This is a genomic window from Xanthomarina sp. F2636L (assembly GCF_026410195.1).
GTDB lineage: Bacteria > Bacteroidota > Bacteroidia > Flavobacteriales > Flavobacteriaceae > Xanthomarina.
Window position 1 is genome coordinate 460,301 of sequence record NZ_JAPMLM010000069.1, and the last position, 15,595, is coordinate 475,895.

Here is a 15,595-nt window from a genome sequence, read left to right on the forward strand (position 1 = left end):
ATTCTTACACCATTTATGCAATTATTAAATATTTAATTTGATTCGGGCAGTTGTTCTAATTGAACTTCTTTAGAAGGGTTAGATAGTTTTCCTTTATAGACTCTAATTCTCAAAATAAAATCGCTAGAACTTTTATTAGTTTCAGTACTATTTTTGGTTTCATTAAATATAAGGTATACCTCAAATCTCCATTCGTTTTTAAGCCTGTATCCAATTCCTGGTGAGATCCTTATTAGATCGTTGTAGCGGTCTGATTTTTTTAAATTAAAGAACATTTCAAGACTTAGAGGAATATAAATTCCATCTGTAAATTTTGTAAGATGTTTTTTCCAATTAATTTCAGTTGAAATTCTATACCTAAAGCGGTAACCAGTAGTCCAACCAGAGTTATTAAATGTATTTTGAAAACGTTCTTCTAAACGGATATAATTTGAAATACTAACGCCTCTTAAAGTTGGAATAAGAAATTTAAATCCTTGTGCTAACCTAAATTCTAAGTTATCATCTGTGTTGTAGTTATGCGTATAATAAATCCCTGCTCCTAATTGGAACGACTCAATAATTGGTTTCTTAAGATTTAAAAAGTCAAGGCTTTTTTCATGAGGTATGTTTAAAGTGGAATGTACAAGAAATCTATTAAAAACTTTTGGAGTTATTTTTCTATATCCTATCTCTGTTGCTAAAACTTTTGTGCTATCGATTAAATTTAAAAAATTATAATCTAACCACAACTGTTGATTTACTTTAATCTCTTGATCAGGTATACTGTCTTGAGCCTTTACTTGGAGTACAGAAAGGAATAGGCATAAAAGCAAGAAAAAAAAGTGTTTCATTCTAATAAGATATATTAGATAGCTATATAATTTCTTAGTTAATCTTCTTTATATATAGCATCTAATTGAAACGTATAGATTACTTTCCAGTCTTTTTTCATATCAACAAGTGTCCACTTTTTTGCTTTAGCTTCGTCTAGCCCTATATTTAATTCACCCATAGAGGAACCTCTGTCGTACGCCCATTCTCTGTCGGCATCTGTATGGTGCACAAATAATTGAAAAGATTTATAAGTATTAGAGTCTGTCCACTGTAACATTTGCAAGTCGCCATCAGAATTTCCAGCAGCAAACACAGGTTTTCTTCCAATAAATCTATGGATACCTATAGGTTTTCCATTGCCATCATCAATGAAATTTATTTTAGCCAAACGTTTTATTACTGGATTACCTTCATTATAATCGAATTCTGAAGCAATACTACTGCCTACTACTTGGTCTTTAGGGATGCCATAAGCTTCTTCTACCCAAGGTCTCATAAACTCAATGCCACCACCTGAAACTATGTAAGTTTTAAACTCGTTAAACCTTAAATAATCTAATAGCTCTAGCATGGGTTGAAAAACCAACTCATTATAAGCCTTATCAAAACGAGGATGTTTAGCCGTTTTAATCCATTCCTTTACAATTTTTTCAAAGTCATCCGTAGTCATTCCAGCATGAGATACCATAAGCAGTTCCATGAGTCCTTTTTCGCCAGAAGCTACTAAAGATTTCATATCATTTTCTATAACAGCTTTAAAGGGTTGTTTGGTTTCCCACTCTGGATGCTCAGGAGCCAAAGCTTTTACGCGATCTATAGCAAAAGCTAATTGAAAATAAATAGGTTGTTCAGACCATAAAGTGCCATCGTTATCAAATGTGGCTATTCGGTCTTCAATGGGGATAAAATTTACACCTTCTTTATTAGTAATGTCGGTAACATAATTAATAATAGCCTTTTTAGCTGTTTTGTCGTTCCAAGATGGAAGTGGGTCCATGGCTACTATTAAGGAGTCTGAAACTATTTCAACCTGTTGGCTTTCTGGGGATTTTAAACAACCTGTAAAAAGCAAGAAGCTAATACATAAAAGGAATAAGTTTTTCATAAAGTAAGAATAAAAATTTGTTAGTGTATAACGATGTTTATCTATTAAAAGTAGGTTAATTTATTTAAGCTACAAAAGTATTTTTATTAAGACAATTCCAATATTTAGACTAAAATAGCCGATGGGACACTAAAACCCATCGACTTTCTTGTATTAATAAGTTTTACATAAAAAATTAACTTGTTTTAAATGAGTTTGGTGAAGAGGACAATCCTTTCCTGATAATAATTGAACTTTATTATTTAGATTTCAAAATAAAAGTAGCTTGTGCTTGAATTAGCCAATCTGCATCTGTTGGGTGTGCCACATATTTAAAAAGGCCTGCTTTTACATTTATTGGAAGGTATCTGTTATGCGTTATCAGTTTTCCAGCTCCAGCTCCTAATGGAATGGTCCATTGTTTGTCACTAGCAGCATTCCAGTCTGCTGTAATATTCGGACTGGAATAAACATACCAACCCTTGTTGAGTTTTTTAGATAAAATAACTTGTGTGTACAAATAATTAACATCTCCAACATCGCTAGGACCAGCAACCGAAAAGAAGTTCTGTAACAATAAGCCATAAGTAAAACCATTGTTTTGTTTTAAAGCAACAACAGAAGGTCCAATAGAGAATTTTTCATAACCTAGACCTTTAATTCCAGTTGGGAGCATAATTGCAGGACCAGCACCCCAAGTAAAGCTGCCTTTATTTGCAGGAGTAATAGCTCCAAGAAAAGTAACGTTTCCTACGCCGTTTGTGTAACCGGATTGTGATGGAACATTTATAAAAGGAATAATAGTTCTGGTAACTAACAGCCATTTTTTTGATAATTGTATAGGAAGAACAGGCTGAAAGTTGACAATATTTGAATTTTTGTCGCTGATAGATAAGTTGTAGTTAATAGGAATACTCACCATATTAGCAATGGGATTTTGAATCATGTCTTCCAGACCATGACCATCTTCAGGATCTGCACTAGTTCTGTTTTCTTGAGCGCTAAGGGTTGTAATAAACATTATAACAAGTCCAAATAGTATTTGTGTTTTCATGTGACGGTTTTTTAAAGATTAATAACATGTTCTTATTTTTTTTAATAAAATTATTTAGATGACTTATAAAGATACTTTAATTTGCTGACTAGTACAAAAAAGAAAAAGCAGCAAGGTGTTGATTTGCTGCTTTTTACTAATGTTGTGTAAATAATATTTTACTCTTTTTTAACTTCAACAATTTCGTACATGTCTTTACCATCTACTTGAATTGGTTGATAGTACGTTTCTCCAAACTGCACATAGGTTACTTCACCTATTTTAATTTCTTCTCCACCTTCAGGTAGGTTAGGCACTATAGTTCCAGCAGTAGCAGGAACAACCATATAACCGTCTTTGTTTTGCTCATAAAAAGCACCCCCATAATAATAATTAGTGGTATTATTTACTTCAACTTTTTCAGCTTCATCAGGTATTTCGGAGACTTCAGCACCTACTGGAGCTTGAACTGCAACAAAACCATCTTCAGTTTTTAAGTAGTAATTACCGTTTTCATAGTGGTATTCGTCATCGTCGTCGTCAATGTCGTTCGTAATACTAACAATAATGGCTGTTGTTGCTAGAGAGGTTACAAAATATCCCCAAGGGTGGTAATATGGACCCCAATAAAAAGGTTTATACGGGTGGTAATAGTATGGTCTATGACAGTAATAACCATAACCACCATAGCGATATGGAGGTCTAGAATAATGAACTGGACTCGGTCTGACATATGTATTACCACGATTAATGTTTATGTTTCTGCTATTATCAATGTTGATATTTCCTCTATTAATGTTGTTTCCATCCCCTCTAGTTCTATCACCTCTTTTAATGTCATTTGTTTTAATGTTAGACGTTTTATGATTTCTTGAGTTCGTATTTAGCTTTGGAGCGCTATTTGCCCCTTTTTTATTTGCTACTTTACTTTTAGCATTACTAGTTGTTGCTCTATTATTTGCAGGCCTACTAGTCGTATGCGAAGGCTTTGAGAAATTTCGGTTATTAGACTTTGTATGTCCTCCATTTATAGATCGAGAAGGAGTTCTATTCGAAGTAGTAGGTCTACTTGTTGGTCTGCTAGCAGGTCTTGACATGGTATGTCCACCACCTCTTGACATGGTATGTCCACCACCTCTAGATACTGAGTGCCCCATTCTTTGGGCTTGTAATTCTTCTGTAGGCATTACAAATGCTAAAAACACGAATAAAATACCCGCCTTAAATTTTAAATTTGAAAAATATATTGACATAATTTTGTTTTAATGTTGTTATTATTTTTTCAAGATGCTAATCAATCTTGCTGAGGGAGGGGCAATAAAAGAAAAAGTCGACTCTGGAATGATTGGATTTATATACCAATTACTGAAAGTAGACTCATATTGGACATTCGATTTATCCTTATAGATTATAATGAAGTGTTTAGGTAACAAAAATGTTTCATTTGATATCCACATTTGTACACTTAGTTTTTCATTTGATGCTATAATATGATAACATTCTTCTCCATGAACAATTCTTTTACCAATATATGAAATAGTGTCAAATTGTTCTATTATATCGTCTGTTAGACTCGGGTAAAAGAAATCGGCAGCTGGAAATTGAAAATTATAATTTAAGTGCATGGAGTCAATCATTTCAATGGTTGTTTCAGGAGCTTCAAGTGTGACATAATTGTTTTCATCAAATGAATAATAGGTAACATAGGTTCCATCATACCAATAGCCTATTTTTCCCTTTGTTCCTTCAGTTCTAATTAATAATTTATTAGGGCCAGAAAGGTTAATAGTGCTTTTTGAAAATTGTGTAATAATTCGATTTTGATCATCAAATTCGTCGACAGAATTACTTAAATTGAAAGTTACAGATTGTAAATCCCCTATATTATCTGCCATTTGATCTAAAATATAAATAGCCGTAGAATCTATTGTATTGGATTGTTGTGAATGTCCAATAAGCGAGAATAATATAAAGATAAATATTGATACAGTGTTTTTCATAATTTATTTTTCAGTAAGTCGATTGCAGGTTTTAAGTCTTTATAAATATTATAAAACGTTATCAACTAGTTTTAAAGGGTGTACTAAAATTTTAAATATTATTTCTTAGGTTTAACAGGGAATTTCTTCATTAATTTACTCACCTTTTTAGGAATCGTCTTGTCTCTCTTTTCAGCTTTCTCCTGAACATCGGTAGTCATATCACCTTGCCAGATTAGTTTCTTTTCTGCAGTATCATACATGTCAATAACAAGTGTGCCAACTCTATAATTAGTTTCAGAAACTGAGGTACTAGCGTTACCCATGCCACCATAAAAACCCCTGCCATACCCCCAACGACCTGCATAGCCCATACCACCATTAAAATTTGTATATGCAGTAAGATTAGATTTTGTTTTAATTACTAAATATAGTGTAATGGTAGCATCTCCATCAGCTTCCACAAGATTGAAGCCTCTTGATTTAAATTCGCTGGTTAAGGCATCTGTAATTCTTTTCTTGTCGAAATCGTTTAATACTTTGTCGCTTTCTTTTTCCCAGCCTCCAAAACTTACCGTTTTGTATTTTGAGAAATCTATAGTTTTATCATAATCGCTATTAACTTGCGCATATGCATTACTAGTAAAAATAACGGAAGCAAATAAGATACATAGTGTTTTAAATAGTGTTTTCATAATCATGTTTTTTTATGGTAATCTATGTTGTTTAGAATAAATTACCCATTAAAAGTACGAAATAATGAAATTTAAATTAGTAATTATTTTGCGTTTTTTATGTAGTTAAGTAATACGCACATATTGTAAGACTTAGGCATTAATATAGTTAAAACAAATTCTGACCATTTTGAGCTTTTATTATTAGAAGGGTTTTTAAATTATGTTTCATTTTAGATTAAAGTAAATTTAGGAAACAAAAAGAACTGTTTTTGAGAGTAACAGTTCTTTGAATACATACAATTTTACTTCATAAACAGTAAATGAATGCCATTCAGAACTTGAAAAACAGGTTGTACACCTTCTACATAGATAGAATATTGTGGTTCGCTGTTTATAATAAAATCGACATTAGGTTTTGTGCCTTTTAAAAAATTAATATATCTCCTAATAATTTGTGTTCTGTTTTGCATATCTCGAAGGACGGACTTAAAAAGAAACGTAATAGACTAAGAAAAAAACTAGATATTAAGACAGCGGTTGGTTTAGAGGAATATATTGTTTCTTTATAAGATCTGATTGAAGTTTTTGGATATTACCACTCATTAATTCTATTAGAATCCAGCTTGATAAAGATAAAGAGCAGAATAGTAAAGCCCCAAAGTCCAGAACCGCCATAGCTAAAAAATGGAAGAGGAATACCAATGGTAGGAATTAAACCCATAACCATCCCAATGTTTATCATAAAGTGAAAGAATAAAATAGAAGCAACACTATACCCAAACACCCTACTAAATTGCGATTTTTGTAATTCGGCTAAATGCAAGATTCGTAATAATAAAAGAACAAAAAGTATTACCACAAAGGACGTTCCTGCAAAGCCCCATTCTTCGCCAACGGTACTAAAAATATAATCTGTATGTTGTTCTGGAACAAATTTTCCGGTGGTTCTAGTGCCTTGTAAAAAACCTTTTCCTGTGAGGCCTCCTGAGCTTATGGCTTTTTCAGACTCGTAGAGATTGTATAAAATATCTCGACGCAATTCAGCAATTTTGCCAGGATCGGATTCTAGTCTTAACCATAAACTAATTCTATCTTTTTGATGTGCTTGTAAGATGTTATCATATAAAAATTCAACTCCAAAACTTAGAATAAGACAGGCTAAAATGGCAAATACAGTTTTTAGAATGGCAGGTTTTTTTCGTCTTGTAAAGTGATAAACTAAAATAATTATAGTGACAATTACACCAGTGGTTATATCTCCTAGTTTTAATGAGCCTACCGAAATAAGAATAAGTAATAATCCGATAGTTAAATATATTTTAGGGAGCCCTTCTCTGTAAAAGACAAAAAAGAATGATGCATATACAACCGCACTTCCAGTATCGTTTTGTAGTAATATTAAAAGTGCTGGAATGGTTATAATAATAAAAGCTTTAATTTGATCTTTAAAATGTCTTAAATCGGTATGTAAGTCGCTTAAATACTTGGAAACAGCTAAGGCTGTGGCTGCTTTAGCAAATTCACTAGGTTGTATAGTCATACCTCCAATTCCATACCAAGCTGTTGCGCCATTAACACTTTTTCCAAAGGCAAACAGTCCAACCATAGATAACATTGAAATGATAAAAATGACACTAGAAAAGCGCTCGTAAAATTTGGATTCTATAGAAAGTATAAGAATTATTAACGCTATGGTAAGAAAGATGAATATAAGTTGTTTTCCGTATGGTTGCGTAAAATTAAAGTAATCTACAGTTTCTCCAACATGAGACGCAGATAAAATGTTTAACCAACCAAAACCTACTAGAAGTAAGAAAATGATGATGGTTATCCAGTCGAATTTAAAATGTCTGTTGGTCTCTCTGTACATTATCTATTAATCGTAAATGGTTTCCCTGAATAAGGTTTTAAGTATTCTTCTTCTAAGCTTTTCTCTAAAACCATTTTTTCCATTTGTTTTAAAGTAACCTCGCCTTTTAAATACTTTTCTATCATTAAACTGGCAATTCTTCCTGCCCAACGAGCGCCATAATAACCATTTTCAACAAATACAGCTAAAGCAATTTGAGGATCGTCTTTTGGAGCAAAGGCAATAAATATGGAATGGTCTGTTAATTGAGTTCTTTTCCCATCTATAATGGTAAAATTTTCTGAAGTTCCAGTTTTCCCACATATTTCTATATCTGGAACTTTAAGAAACCATGCTGTACCATTGTTATATACATCATGCAAGCCTTGAATAATAGGATCGAAATGTTTTTGATCTATGGTGGTTTGATGTTTTGTTGTGTATTTTTCGTCTATAGGCTCTCCATCAATTTGTTTTATAATATGTGGTGTGTAATAAAACCCTTTATTAGCAATGGCAGCAGTAGCATTTGCCAATTGGATAGGAGTAACTAAAACTTCTCCTTGTCCGATAGAGTTTGAAAGAATGGTTGTAGCTCCCCATCTAAAATCTGGATACCATTTGTCATAGTAAGCACCATTTGGGATGTTTCCTTTTTTTCCAATAGCTAGGTCGTAGCCTAAGAAATCTCCAAATCCGAAACTTTTTATGTGGTTGCTCCATATATCCATAGAATTACTAGCATCTGGATACATATTAATACTTTTTCTAAAAGCATCTGCAAAATAGGAGTTACAGGATTTGGCAATCCCTAAAACTAAATCTCGATTACCACCACCACAATGACATCCCATAGGTTTTCTGCCTCCATAATGGTATGCTCCAGTGCAATATATGCTGGTTTGAGGTGTTATGGCATTCTCTTGTAAGGCAACCAAAGAAACAAATACTTTAAAAGGTGATCCAGGTTCGTGCATACGTAACAAACCTCTATCTACTAAGGGGCGGTTTATGGTGTCGTTATAAAGTTTGGTGAAATTTCTGGAACGTTGTCTGCCAACCAATAAATTTGGATCGTAAGTTGGTGCAGATATTAGAGCCAAAATCTCTCCTGAACTTGGTTCAATGGCTACAATCCCACCATGTTTCATCTGCATCAGTCTTTCGCCATATTTTTGAAGTCCTGCATCAATAGAAATGGTAATATCTCTTCCTTGTTTAGGAAGTGTGTCGAAAACGCCATCTTTATAAGGACCAATATTTTTATTAAATCTATCTTTTTGAATAAATTTTATACCTTTAACACCTCTAAGTTCTTCTTCGTAAGATAATTCAATCCCTTGCTTTCCAATAAGATCTCCCATGTTGTAATAAGGGTCATTTTCTATTTGGTAAGGAGTAGCTTCGGCTATATAACCTAAAACGTTGGCGCCAATAGATGTTTGGTAATCTCTTAATGAGCGCTTCTGGATATAAAAGCCTTCATATTTTCTCATTTTTTCCTGTAGTGCTGCGTAATCTTCTTTAGATAATTGTGGAACAAATACAGATGGTAATCTTGGGGAATAATGATATGCTCTTTTATAGATTTTTTTAAATTGTTCGATGTCAATTTTTAGAAGTGAACAAAACTCCAGTGTGTCTAAAGGTTTTACTTCACGGGGAATCACCATCACATCATAAGAAGGTTGATTAGAAACCAGAAGTTTTCCATTTCTGTCGTAAACAAAACCTCGTTTAGGATAATCGTAAACTTTTCTAATAGCATTATCATCGTATAAACTGTGTTCTTCAGAATTATAAACCTGTAAATAAAACAGCCTAGCAATAAAGGTAATGCCTACTAAGATGATGGTAATAAAAAGTAATAATTGTCTCATTAATTTCTCCTGCTAAATATAATGGTTGTCAATACACATAATATAATAGTGAATATACTGGAGAATAACGTGTTTTGGAGTATTAAAATTATTTTATAAAAGTTAAAAATTTCTAATGAAAATAAAATAAAGTGATGAATTAGTGTTAAGATGACTATATAAGTAAGTTTTGAACCAAATTCCACATTGCTAAACTTCATGGTTTGGTGGTCGTAAACAGCACCAAAAGTAAACTTTAAAACAACTGGTCTAATAAATGCAATTGTAACAGATGCTGCTGCATGAACACCTCCCGAGTCTAAAAACATGTCGATAGTTAAACCCAATAAAAAACTTAATAGAATAAAAACAATCCTGTTGTTTTTCAGAGGATATAATAAGATGAATATAATGTATAAGTATGGGTTGATATAGCCTAAAAAATTGATATGACTCAATACTAGCACTTGCAATAAAGCAAGGATGATAAAACGAAAGGTATGAGTAAAAATTAGACTATTCATTGATGTTATTAATTAATGCATTTATTTCATTAGCATCTTTGTTTTCAATAATATAAACATGCTCTAAACTTGTCATGTCGTTAAACAAACGCACATTAATAATATAATAGTTTTCTGAAGCATCTAAATTGAAACTATCTATAGTTCCAATTGGAATGTTCTTAGGAAATATAGAAGAACGTCCAGAAGTAATAATAGTATCTCCAGCAGTTAAGGGAGCAATTTTAGGGATCTCGGTTAATTGAACTAAATAAGGCGACTTCCCATTCCAAACTAAAGAACCAAAATGGTTAGATTTTTTTAATTGCGCACTTATTCTACTGCTTGTATTTAAAACTGAAATAACTGTAGCATATTTTTTACTGGTATTGTCAACAATACCCACCAAGCCTTTAGGAGATACAACACCAAAATCTTGTTGAATACTATCTCTTTTTCCTTTGTTTAGTAACAAGATATTATTGTTTAAAGAATAGCTGTTTTTTATAACAATGGCAGGTGTAAAATTATAAGAAACTCCTGAATAAGTCGTATCTGTAAAGGTTTTGTTTATAGTGTCTTTTTGATTGTATAAAATTGATTTTAAATGGTTGTTTTCTTCTTGAAGAAGCTCATTTTGAGTTCTTAGATGAATGTATTCACTTACATTATTTACAGAATTGTAAATCCCTCCAGACAAAAAATTTGCTGAATTTATAAATTTGCTTTTATGATACGAATGCGATTGAATAGTAAAAACAAAAGCAATTGAAAACAACAATAAGTATAACAAAAACGATTTGTTTCTTATGATGAAGTTTATTATTTGCTGCATTTGCTAGGGCTATTTTATCAACACACTTTTGTATTTAGGTAAGTTTTTAAGGGTAATTCCTGTACCACGAACTACTGCTCGTAATGGATCTTCGGCAATATAAACAGGTAAATCTGTTTTTTGCGATAAACGTTTATCCAATCCTCTAAGCATCGATCCACCACCGGCTAAATAAATACCTGTGTTGTAAATGTCTGCAGCCAATTCTGGAGGTGTCTGGGATAAGGTTTCCATAACGGCATCTTCTATACGTAAAATAGATTTATCTAAAGCTTTAGCAATCTCTCTATAAGAAATTTGCACTTGTTTAGGTTTTCCCGTTAATAAATCACGTCCTTGAACGCTCATATCCTCTGGAGGAAGTTCTAAATCTTCTGTAGCAGCTCCAATTTGAATTTTTATTTTTTCGGCAGTGCGTTCTCCAACATATAAGTTATGTTGTGTACGCATATAATAGATAATATCGTTTGTAAAAACATCGCCCGCAATTTTAACAGATTTATCGCAAACAATTCCTCCTAAAGCTAAAACTGCAATTTCAGTAGTTCCTCCACCTATATCAACAATCATGTTTCCTTTAGGTTGCATAATGTCTACGCCAATACCAATAGCAGCTGCCATTGGTTCATGAATTAAATAAACTTCTTTTCCATTAACACGTTCGGCACTTTCCTTTACAGCTCGCATTTCTACTTCTGTAATTCCAGATGGAATACAAATAACCATACGTAAAGCTGGAGTAAAGAATTTCTTTTTTAATGCAGGAATATTTTTAATAAACATACTTATCATTTGCTCACTGGCATCAAAATCTGCAATTACACCATCTTTCAATGGTCTAATGGTTTTTATGTTTTCATGCGTTTTTCCTTGCATCATGCTGGCTTCCTTACCAACGGCAATTATTTTTCCAGAAATTCTATCTCTGGCAACAATAGAAGGGCTATCCACAACCACTTTGTCGTTATGAATAATAAGTGTGTTAGCAGTACCTAAATCTATCGCTATTTCCTCGGTTAGGAAGTCAAAAAATCCCATGCGTTTTAGTCGTTTATTTGAGGGTTGTTAATCAAATCTTGTAAATGTAATAAAAGTTAAGCAATAATTATCTTCGGTTTTCTTTTAGAATCTCATTTTTCGATGAGATGCTTAATTAAAATAAGATATTATTTTAATTAATGCTTAAAATGTCTTGTTCCAGTAAACACCATAGCCAGATTATTTTCATTGCAATAATCAATACTTAATTGATCTTTTATAGAACCACCAGGCTGAATAACTGCCGAAATTCCAGCATTATCTGCAATCTCTACACAATCTGGAAATGGAAAAAAAGCATCACTAGCCATAACAGCACCTTTTAGGTCAAATTTAAAAGATTGCGCTTTATGGATGGCCTGATTTAAAGCGTCTACACGACTGGTTTGTCCTGTTCCACTAGCGCATAATTGTTTGTTTTTTACTAAAACAATGGTATTCGATTTGGTGTGTTTACAAACTTTAGATGCAAATATTAAGTCTTCTAACTCGCTTTCTGTTGGTTTATTGTTGGTGGCATAAGATAAACCTGAAATGCCATCAGTTAAATGGTCTCTATCTTGAACTAAAACACCGTTTAAACAAGTTCTAACCGTTTTTTGTGGTAAGTTGATGTCTTTCAGAATTAATAAAATGCGATTCTTTTTTCCTTTTAATAACTCTTCAGCTTCAGATGAAAATGAAGGCGCAATTACTACTTCACAAAATAAATTATGAATTTCCTCTGCAGTTGCTAAATCTATTTCAGTATTACTAATTAAAATCCCACCAAAAGCAGAGACAGGATCTCCAGCTAAAGCATCTACGTAGGCTTGATGAATCGAGTCGCGTTGTGCAAAACCGCAAGCATTGTTATGTTTTAAAATAGCGAAAGTTGGCGCTTCTCCTTTAAATTCGTTCATTAAATTAACGGCAGCATCCACATCCAATAGGTTGTTATAACTTAATTCTTTTCCATGAAGTTTGGTGAAAATATCATCGAAATTCCCAAAGAAAAACCCTTTCTGATGAGGGTTTTCGCCATAACGTAATACCTGACCTTGAGTTTCGCTAATTTTTAAAGTTGTTATCTCATGATTTTTATTGAAATAGTTGAAAATAGCAGAATCGTAATGTGAAGACACGTTAAACGCTTTAGCTGCAAAACGTTTTCTATCGTCTTCAGAGGTTTCACCGTTCTTAGTCTGAAGTAATTCTAAAAATTCGCTGTAATCGTCAACGGAAGAGACACAAATAACATCAGCATAATTTTTAGCTGCTGCGCGAATTAATGAAATACCACCTATATCAATTTTCTCAATAATATCTTGATTGTTAGCTCCAGAAGCAACTGTTTTTTCAAAAGGATATAAATCAACAATGACAATATCAATTTGAGGAATCTCGAAATCGATAAGTTCTTTTACGTCACTTGCATTATTTTGTCTGTTTAAAATTCCACCAAACACTTTTGGGTGTAATGTTTTTACACGTCCACCAAGAATAGAAGGGTAAGACGTAACGTCTTCCACAGGAACTACAGGAACACCTAAATCTTTAATAAATTTCTCGGTGCCTCCTGTTGAATAAATTGTGACGTTTTGTAGATGAAGTTGTTTGACAATAGGTTCTAATCCGTCTTTACTGAAAACAGAAATTAAAGCCGATTTAAAAGTTTTGTTGTTGCTCATTTTAGTTGTGTTGTGTGTCTGTCCATTCTTTAGTAAAACGAAAATATTTCGTGTTGGAATGTTCGTTGTTTTTATGTGTGCAAAAGTAGGTAATTCAATCAAAAAATAACGACTGTAGCCAGGCTAAAATGAAGCGTTTTTTTAACTTAAATAGAAAGTTATTAACAACTACAGAATTGTTGCAACTTTCTGACAGACAAATTCTAAAAATCGTTCGTCTTCTTCGGTAAATGGATCGGGTGTATTTGAGTCAATATCTATTTGTCCTATGTTTTTATTATTTACAAAAATAGGAATCACAATTTCGGCTTTTACGGTCATACTGCAGGCAATATAGTTGTCCTGTGCTGCTACATCTGGAACTACAAAATTAGTGTTGCTAACAGCTACCTGTCCACATATACCTTTACCAAAAGGAATGATTATGTGGTCTGTAGGTTCTCCAACATAAGGCCCTAATTTCAGTTCGTTTTTATCACCATTTTTAAAATAAAAACCTACCCAATTGTAATATGGAATTTCAGCTTCTAGAAGTTCGCAAATGTTTTTTAAACGCTGATCAACCGTTTTTTCTGATGAAGAAATAATAGTGTCTATTTGTGGTTTTAGTGATGTGAAAGTCATTGTTCAAAAATTTTTAACAAAAGTATTTAAAAAGACAGCAAACTCACTTCTAATTTGTATAATTTTAACGTTGGAAACAAACTCATTTTTTTGTGAAAGAACTCATTTTAAAATATAAAACAGTTATCAAGTTTATACTCACTTTTCTTTTGGTATATGCTGTTTTGTCTTTTTCATATAAATTGTATTTACAATACGGTTCTAGCGAAACCTACTACCCAGATTATATGACCAATTTGGTAGCTAAGCAAAGTAAAGAGTTACTGGAAACTTTTGGTTATAATGCGCAAATTATTCCACATCCAGATGAGCCTTCCATGAAATTAATTATTAATAATAAGTATGTGGCTCGAGTTATTGAGGGGTGTAATTCGGTAAGTGTTATTATCTTATTTGCGTCTTTTATCATTGCCTTTGCAGGAAAAATTAAAACCACATTTTTTTATTTACTTGCAGGAAGTGTTTTAATTTATATAGCTAATTTAGTTCGAGTTGTTATTCTGTCTGTTGGATTATATCACTATCCTTGGCGAAAAGATATTTTGCATACCGTTATTTTTCCAGCCATTATTTATGGTATGGTTTGTTTGCTTTGGTTGTTTTGGGTTAATAGGTTTTCTAATAGCGCAAAAAAATCATGAATAAATTATTAAAATACATATCGTTTTTTGTTTTAGTATGTTTATTAGTGTCCATTCGGGTTTTTGAAGAACAGTTATTCTACGATCCCTATTTGGCGTTCTTTAAAAACGATTATTTATATATAGATTCTCCAAGACAAGAAGTTTTAAAACTGGCAGCTTCTACTACGCTAAGGTATGTGTTGAATACAATTATTTCTTTAGGAATTCTGTTTGTGCTCTTTAAAGATAGAAGTATCTTAAAGTTTTCTACACTTATATATAGCATCGCTTATGTGGTGTTCATGTCTTTATTTCTCTATTTTGTAATTAACCCAAGACAAGAAGATTATTATCTGTTTTTTAATGTGCGTCGCTTTTTAATCCAGCCGTTAATTGCCTTACTGCTTATTCCAGCTTTTTATTATCATAAGCAGCGTTTGTAAGTGTTAATCCTTTAATAAAATCTCGATTTCAATTGATTTTTTTGTAATTTCGCAAAAGTGATAAAAGTATTTTTACATAAAACTTTTTCAGCAACATTAGCTTGCTTGGTGTTGTTTTCAACCTTGTCTTTTACAGTTGAAAAGCACTACTGTGGCGAAAATTTAATAGATGTTGCCATTTTTACCAAAGCCAATAATTGTGGCATGGATATGGAAACTGTAGCAGCTAATTATAAAGAAAAAAAGCATTGCTGTAAAGATGAAGTTGAGGTTTTAAAAGGTCAAGACCAACTTAAAAAGACTTCTTTTGAAGACTTAGAATTTGATCAACAAATATTTCTTAGCACGTTTGCTTATTCTTATTTAAATCTTTTTGAAGGCTTACCCGAATTGGTAATACCTCATAAAGATTACTCTCCACCAATCTTGATAGTTGACATACAAGTTCTCGATCAGGTATTTATAATTTGATACATAGATTGTTTTCATTCTCTTGAGCTTTTCTGACTAAAGAAGTCAAGAGAATTTATGACGATTTTCGCCTTTGCGGAAATGTAAAATG

17 protein-coding genes are annotated in these 15,595 nt (G+C 32.4%); 3 read left to right on the forward strand and 14 right to left on the reverse strand.

What is annotated here, in order from left to right:
• Positions 1 to 32: 32 nt before the first annotated feature.
• The 14 genes from OS191_RS13220 to OS191_RS13285 form a co-directional block, all read right to left on the reverse strand.
• A complete protein-coding gene (locus OS191_RS13220) occupies positions 33 to 833 on the reverse strand; it encodes a DUF2490 domain-containing protein (RefSeq protein ID WP_267156188.1) in 801 nt (266 codons plus the stop codon).
• A gap of 38 nt (positions 834 to 871) precedes the next feature.
• On the reverse strand, positions 872 to 1,921 hold the full coding sequence (locus OS191_RS13225) for an HAD family hydrolase (RefSeq protein ID WP_267156189.1): 1,050 nt from the start codon (positions 1,919 to 1,921) through the stop codon (positions 872 to 874).
• Positions 1,922 to 2,159: 238 nt separating this feature from the next.
• Positions 2,160 to 2,954: a neuromedin U gene (locus OS191_RS13230; RefSeq protein WP_267156190.1), complete on the reverse strand. Its 795-nt coding sequence runs from the start codon at positions 2,952 to 2,954 to the stop codon at positions 2,160 to 2,162.
• Positions 2,955 to 3,112: 158 nt separating this feature from the next.
• A complete protein-coding gene (locus tag OS191_RS13235) occupies positions 3,113 to 4,186 on the reverse strand; it encodes a DUF6515 family protein (RefSeq protein WP_267156191.1) in 1,074 nt (357 codons plus the stop codon).
• A 21-nt stretch (positions 4,187 to 4,207) separates the two neighbouring features.
• The gene (locus OS191_RS13240) at positions 4,208 to 4,933 is read right to left on the reverse strand and encodes a DUF2092 domain-containing protein (protein WP_267156192.1); all 726 of its coding nucleotides are present in this window, start codon (positions 4,931 to 4,933) and stop codon (positions 4,208 to 4,210) included.
• A gap of 98 nt (positions 4,934 to 5,031) precedes the next feature.
• The gene (locus OS191_RS13245) at positions 5,032 to 5,607 is read right to left on the reverse strand and encodes a DUF4136 domain-containing protein (RefSeq protein WP_267156193.1); all 576 of its coding nucleotides are present in this window, start codon (positions 5,605 to 5,607) and stop codon (positions 5,032 to 5,034) included.
• Between the two features lie 284 nt (positions 5,608 to 5,891).
• Entirely contained in the window at positions 5,892 to 6,059 is a 168-nt protein-coding gene (locus tag OS191_RS13250) for a hypothetical protein (protein ID WP_267156194.1), read from the reverse strand.
• A 122-nt stretch (positions 6,060 to 6,181) separates the two neighbouring features.
• Positions 6,182 to 7,459: a rod shape-determining protein RodA gene (rodA, locus tag OS191_RS13255; RefSeq protein ID WP_267156195.1), complete on the reverse strand. Its 1,278-nt coding sequence runs from the start codon at positions 7,457 to 7,459 to the stop codon at positions 6,182 to 6,184.
• Positions 7,459 to 9,318 carry a penicillin-binding protein 2 gene (mrdA, locus tag OS191_RS13260; protein ID WP_267156196.1) on the reverse strand — a complete coding sequence of 620 codons (1,860 nt, stop codon included), beginning with the start codon at positions 9,316 to 9,318 and terminating at the stop codon, positions 7,459 to 7,461. The genes rodA and mrdA overlap by 1 nt, the downstream gene beginning before the upstream one ends.
• Positions 9,318 to 9,821, reverse strand: coding sequence for a rod shape-determining protein MreD (locus OS191_RS13265; RefSeq protein ID WP_267156197.1), 504 nt, complete (start codon positions 9,819 to 9,821; stop codon positions 9,318 to 9,320). The genes mrdA and OS191_RS13265 overlap by 1 nt, the downstream gene beginning before the upstream one ends.
• On the reverse strand, positions 9,814 to 10,635 hold the full coding sequence (gene mreC, locus OS191_RS13270; protein ID WP_267156198.1) for a rod shape-determining protein MreC: 822 nt from the start codon (positions 10,633 to 10,635) through the stop codon (positions 9,814 to 9,816). Before mreC ends, OS191_RS13265 begins: the two co-directional genes overlap by 8 nt.
• Positions 10,636 to 10,644: 9 nt before the next feature.
• Positions 10,645 to 11,673 carry a rod shape-determining protein gene (locus tag OS191_RS13275; RefSeq protein WP_267156199.1) on the reverse strand — a complete coding sequence of 343 codons (1,029 nt, stop codon included), beginning with the start codon at positions 11,671 to 11,673 and terminating at the stop codon, positions 10,645 to 10,647.
• A gap of 137 nt (positions 11,674 to 11,810) precedes the next feature.
• Positions 11,811 to 13,343 (reverse strand): bifunctional phosphoribosylaminoimidazolecarboxamide formyltransferase/IMP cyclohydrolase, encoded by a 1,533-nt coding sequence (gene purH, locus OS191_RS13280; RefSeq protein ID WP_267156200.1) that lies wholly within the window; start codon positions 13,341 to 13,343, stop codon positions 11,811 to 11,813.
• Between the two features lie 168 nt (positions 13,344 to 13,511).
• Positions 13,512 to 13,967, reverse strand: a complete 456-nt coding sequence (locus OS191_RS13285; protein ID WP_267156201.1) for an XrtF-associated fRMsr-like GAF protein — start codon at positions 13,965 to 13,967, stop codon at positions 13,512 to 13,514.
• A 92-nt stretch (positions 13,968 to 14,059) separates the two neighbouring features.
• Here OS191_RS13285 and xrtF point away from each other — a divergent pair, with 92 nt between their 5' ends.
• From xrtF to OS191_RS13300, 3 genes are read left to right on the forward strand one after another with little or no spacing between them, the layout of a single operon-like run.
• Positions 14,060 to 14,608 carry an exosortase family protein XrtF gene (gene xrtF, locus OS191_RS13290; RefSeq protein WP_267156202.1) on the forward strand — a complete coding sequence of 183 codons (549 nt, stop codon included), beginning with the start codon at positions 14,060 to 14,062 and terminating at the stop codon, positions 14,606 to 14,608.
• Positions 14,605 to 15,033 (forward strand): exosortase F system-associated membrane protein, encoded by a 429-nt coding sequence (locus OS191_RS13295; RefSeq protein WP_267156203.1) that lies wholly within the window; start codon positions 14,605 to 14,607, stop codon positions 15,031 to 15,033. Before xrtF ends, OS191_RS13295 begins: the two co-directional genes overlap by 4 nt.
• Positions 15,034 to 15,090: 57 nt before the next feature.
• Entirely contained in the window at positions 15,091 to 15,504 is a 414-nt protein-coding gene (locus OS191_RS13300) for an HYC_CC_PP family protein (protein ID WP_267156204.1), read from the forward strand.
• Positions 15,505 to 15,595: the final 91 nt, after the last annotated feature.

What these genes read in the sequence shown, in the direction of transcription:
- OS191_RS13220 (WP_267156188.1), bottom strand. Translation starts at nt 833, where the DNA reads ATGAAACACTTTTTTTTCTTGCTTTTATGCCTATTCCTTTCTGTACTC.
- OS191_RS13225 (WP_267156189.1), bottom strand. Translation starts at nt 1,921, where the DNA reads ATGAAAAACTTATTCCTTTTATGTATTAGCTTCTTGCTTTTTACAGGT.
- OS191_RS13230 (WP_267156190.1), bottom strand. Translation starts at nt 2,954, where the DNA reads ATGAAAACACAAATACTATTTGGACTTGTTATAATGTTTATTACAACC.
- OS191_RS13235 (WP_267156191.1), bottom strand. Translation starts at nt 4,186, where the DNA reads ATGTCAATATATTTTTCAAATTTAAAATTTAAGGCGGGTATTTTATTC.
- OS191_RS13240 (WP_267156192.1), bottom strand. Translation starts at nt 4,933, where the DNA reads ATGAAAAACACTGTATCAATATTTATCTTTATATTATTCTCGCTTATT.
- OS191_RS13245 (WP_267156193.1), bottom strand. Translation starts at nt 5,607, where the DNA reads ATGAAAACACTATTTAAAACACTATGTATCTTATTTGCTTCCGTTATT.
- OS191_RS13250 (WP_267156194.1), bottom strand. Translation starts at nt 6,059, where the DNA reads ATGCAAAACAGAACACAAATTATTAGGAGATATATTAATTTTTTAAAA.
- rodA (WP_267156195.1), bottom strand. Translation starts at nt 7,459, where the DNA reads ATGTACAGAGAGACCAACAGACATTTTAAATTCGACTGGATAACCATC.
- mrdA (WP_267156196.1), bottom strand. Translation starts at nt 9,318, where the DNA reads ATGAGACAATTATTACTTTTTATTACCATCATCTTAGTAGGCATTACC.
- OS191_RS13265 (WP_267156197.1), bottom strand. Translation starts at nt 9,821, where the DNA reads ATGAATAGTCTAATTTTTACTCATACCTTTCGTTTTATCATCCTTGCT.
- mreC (WP_267156198.1), bottom strand. Translation starts at nt 10,635, where the DNA reads ATGCAGCAAATAATAAACTTCATCATAAGAAACAAATCGTTTTTGTTA.
- OS191_RS13275 (WP_267156199.1), bottom strand. Translation starts at nt 11,673, where the DNA reads ATGGGATTTTTTGACTTCCTAACCGAGGAAATAGCGATAGATTTAGGT.
- purH (WP_267156200.1), bottom strand. Translation starts at nt 13,343, where the DNA reads ATGAGCAACAACAAAACTTTTAAATCGGCTTTAATTTCTGTTTTCAGT.
- OS191_RS13285 (WP_267156201.1), bottom strand. Translation starts at nt 13,967, where the DNA reads ATGACTTTCACATCACTAAAACCACAAATAGACACTATTATTTCTTCA.
- OS191_RS13295 (WP_267156203.1), top strand. Translation starts at nt 14,605, where the DNA reads ATGAATAAATTATTAAAATACATATCGTTTTTTGTTTTAGTATGTTTA.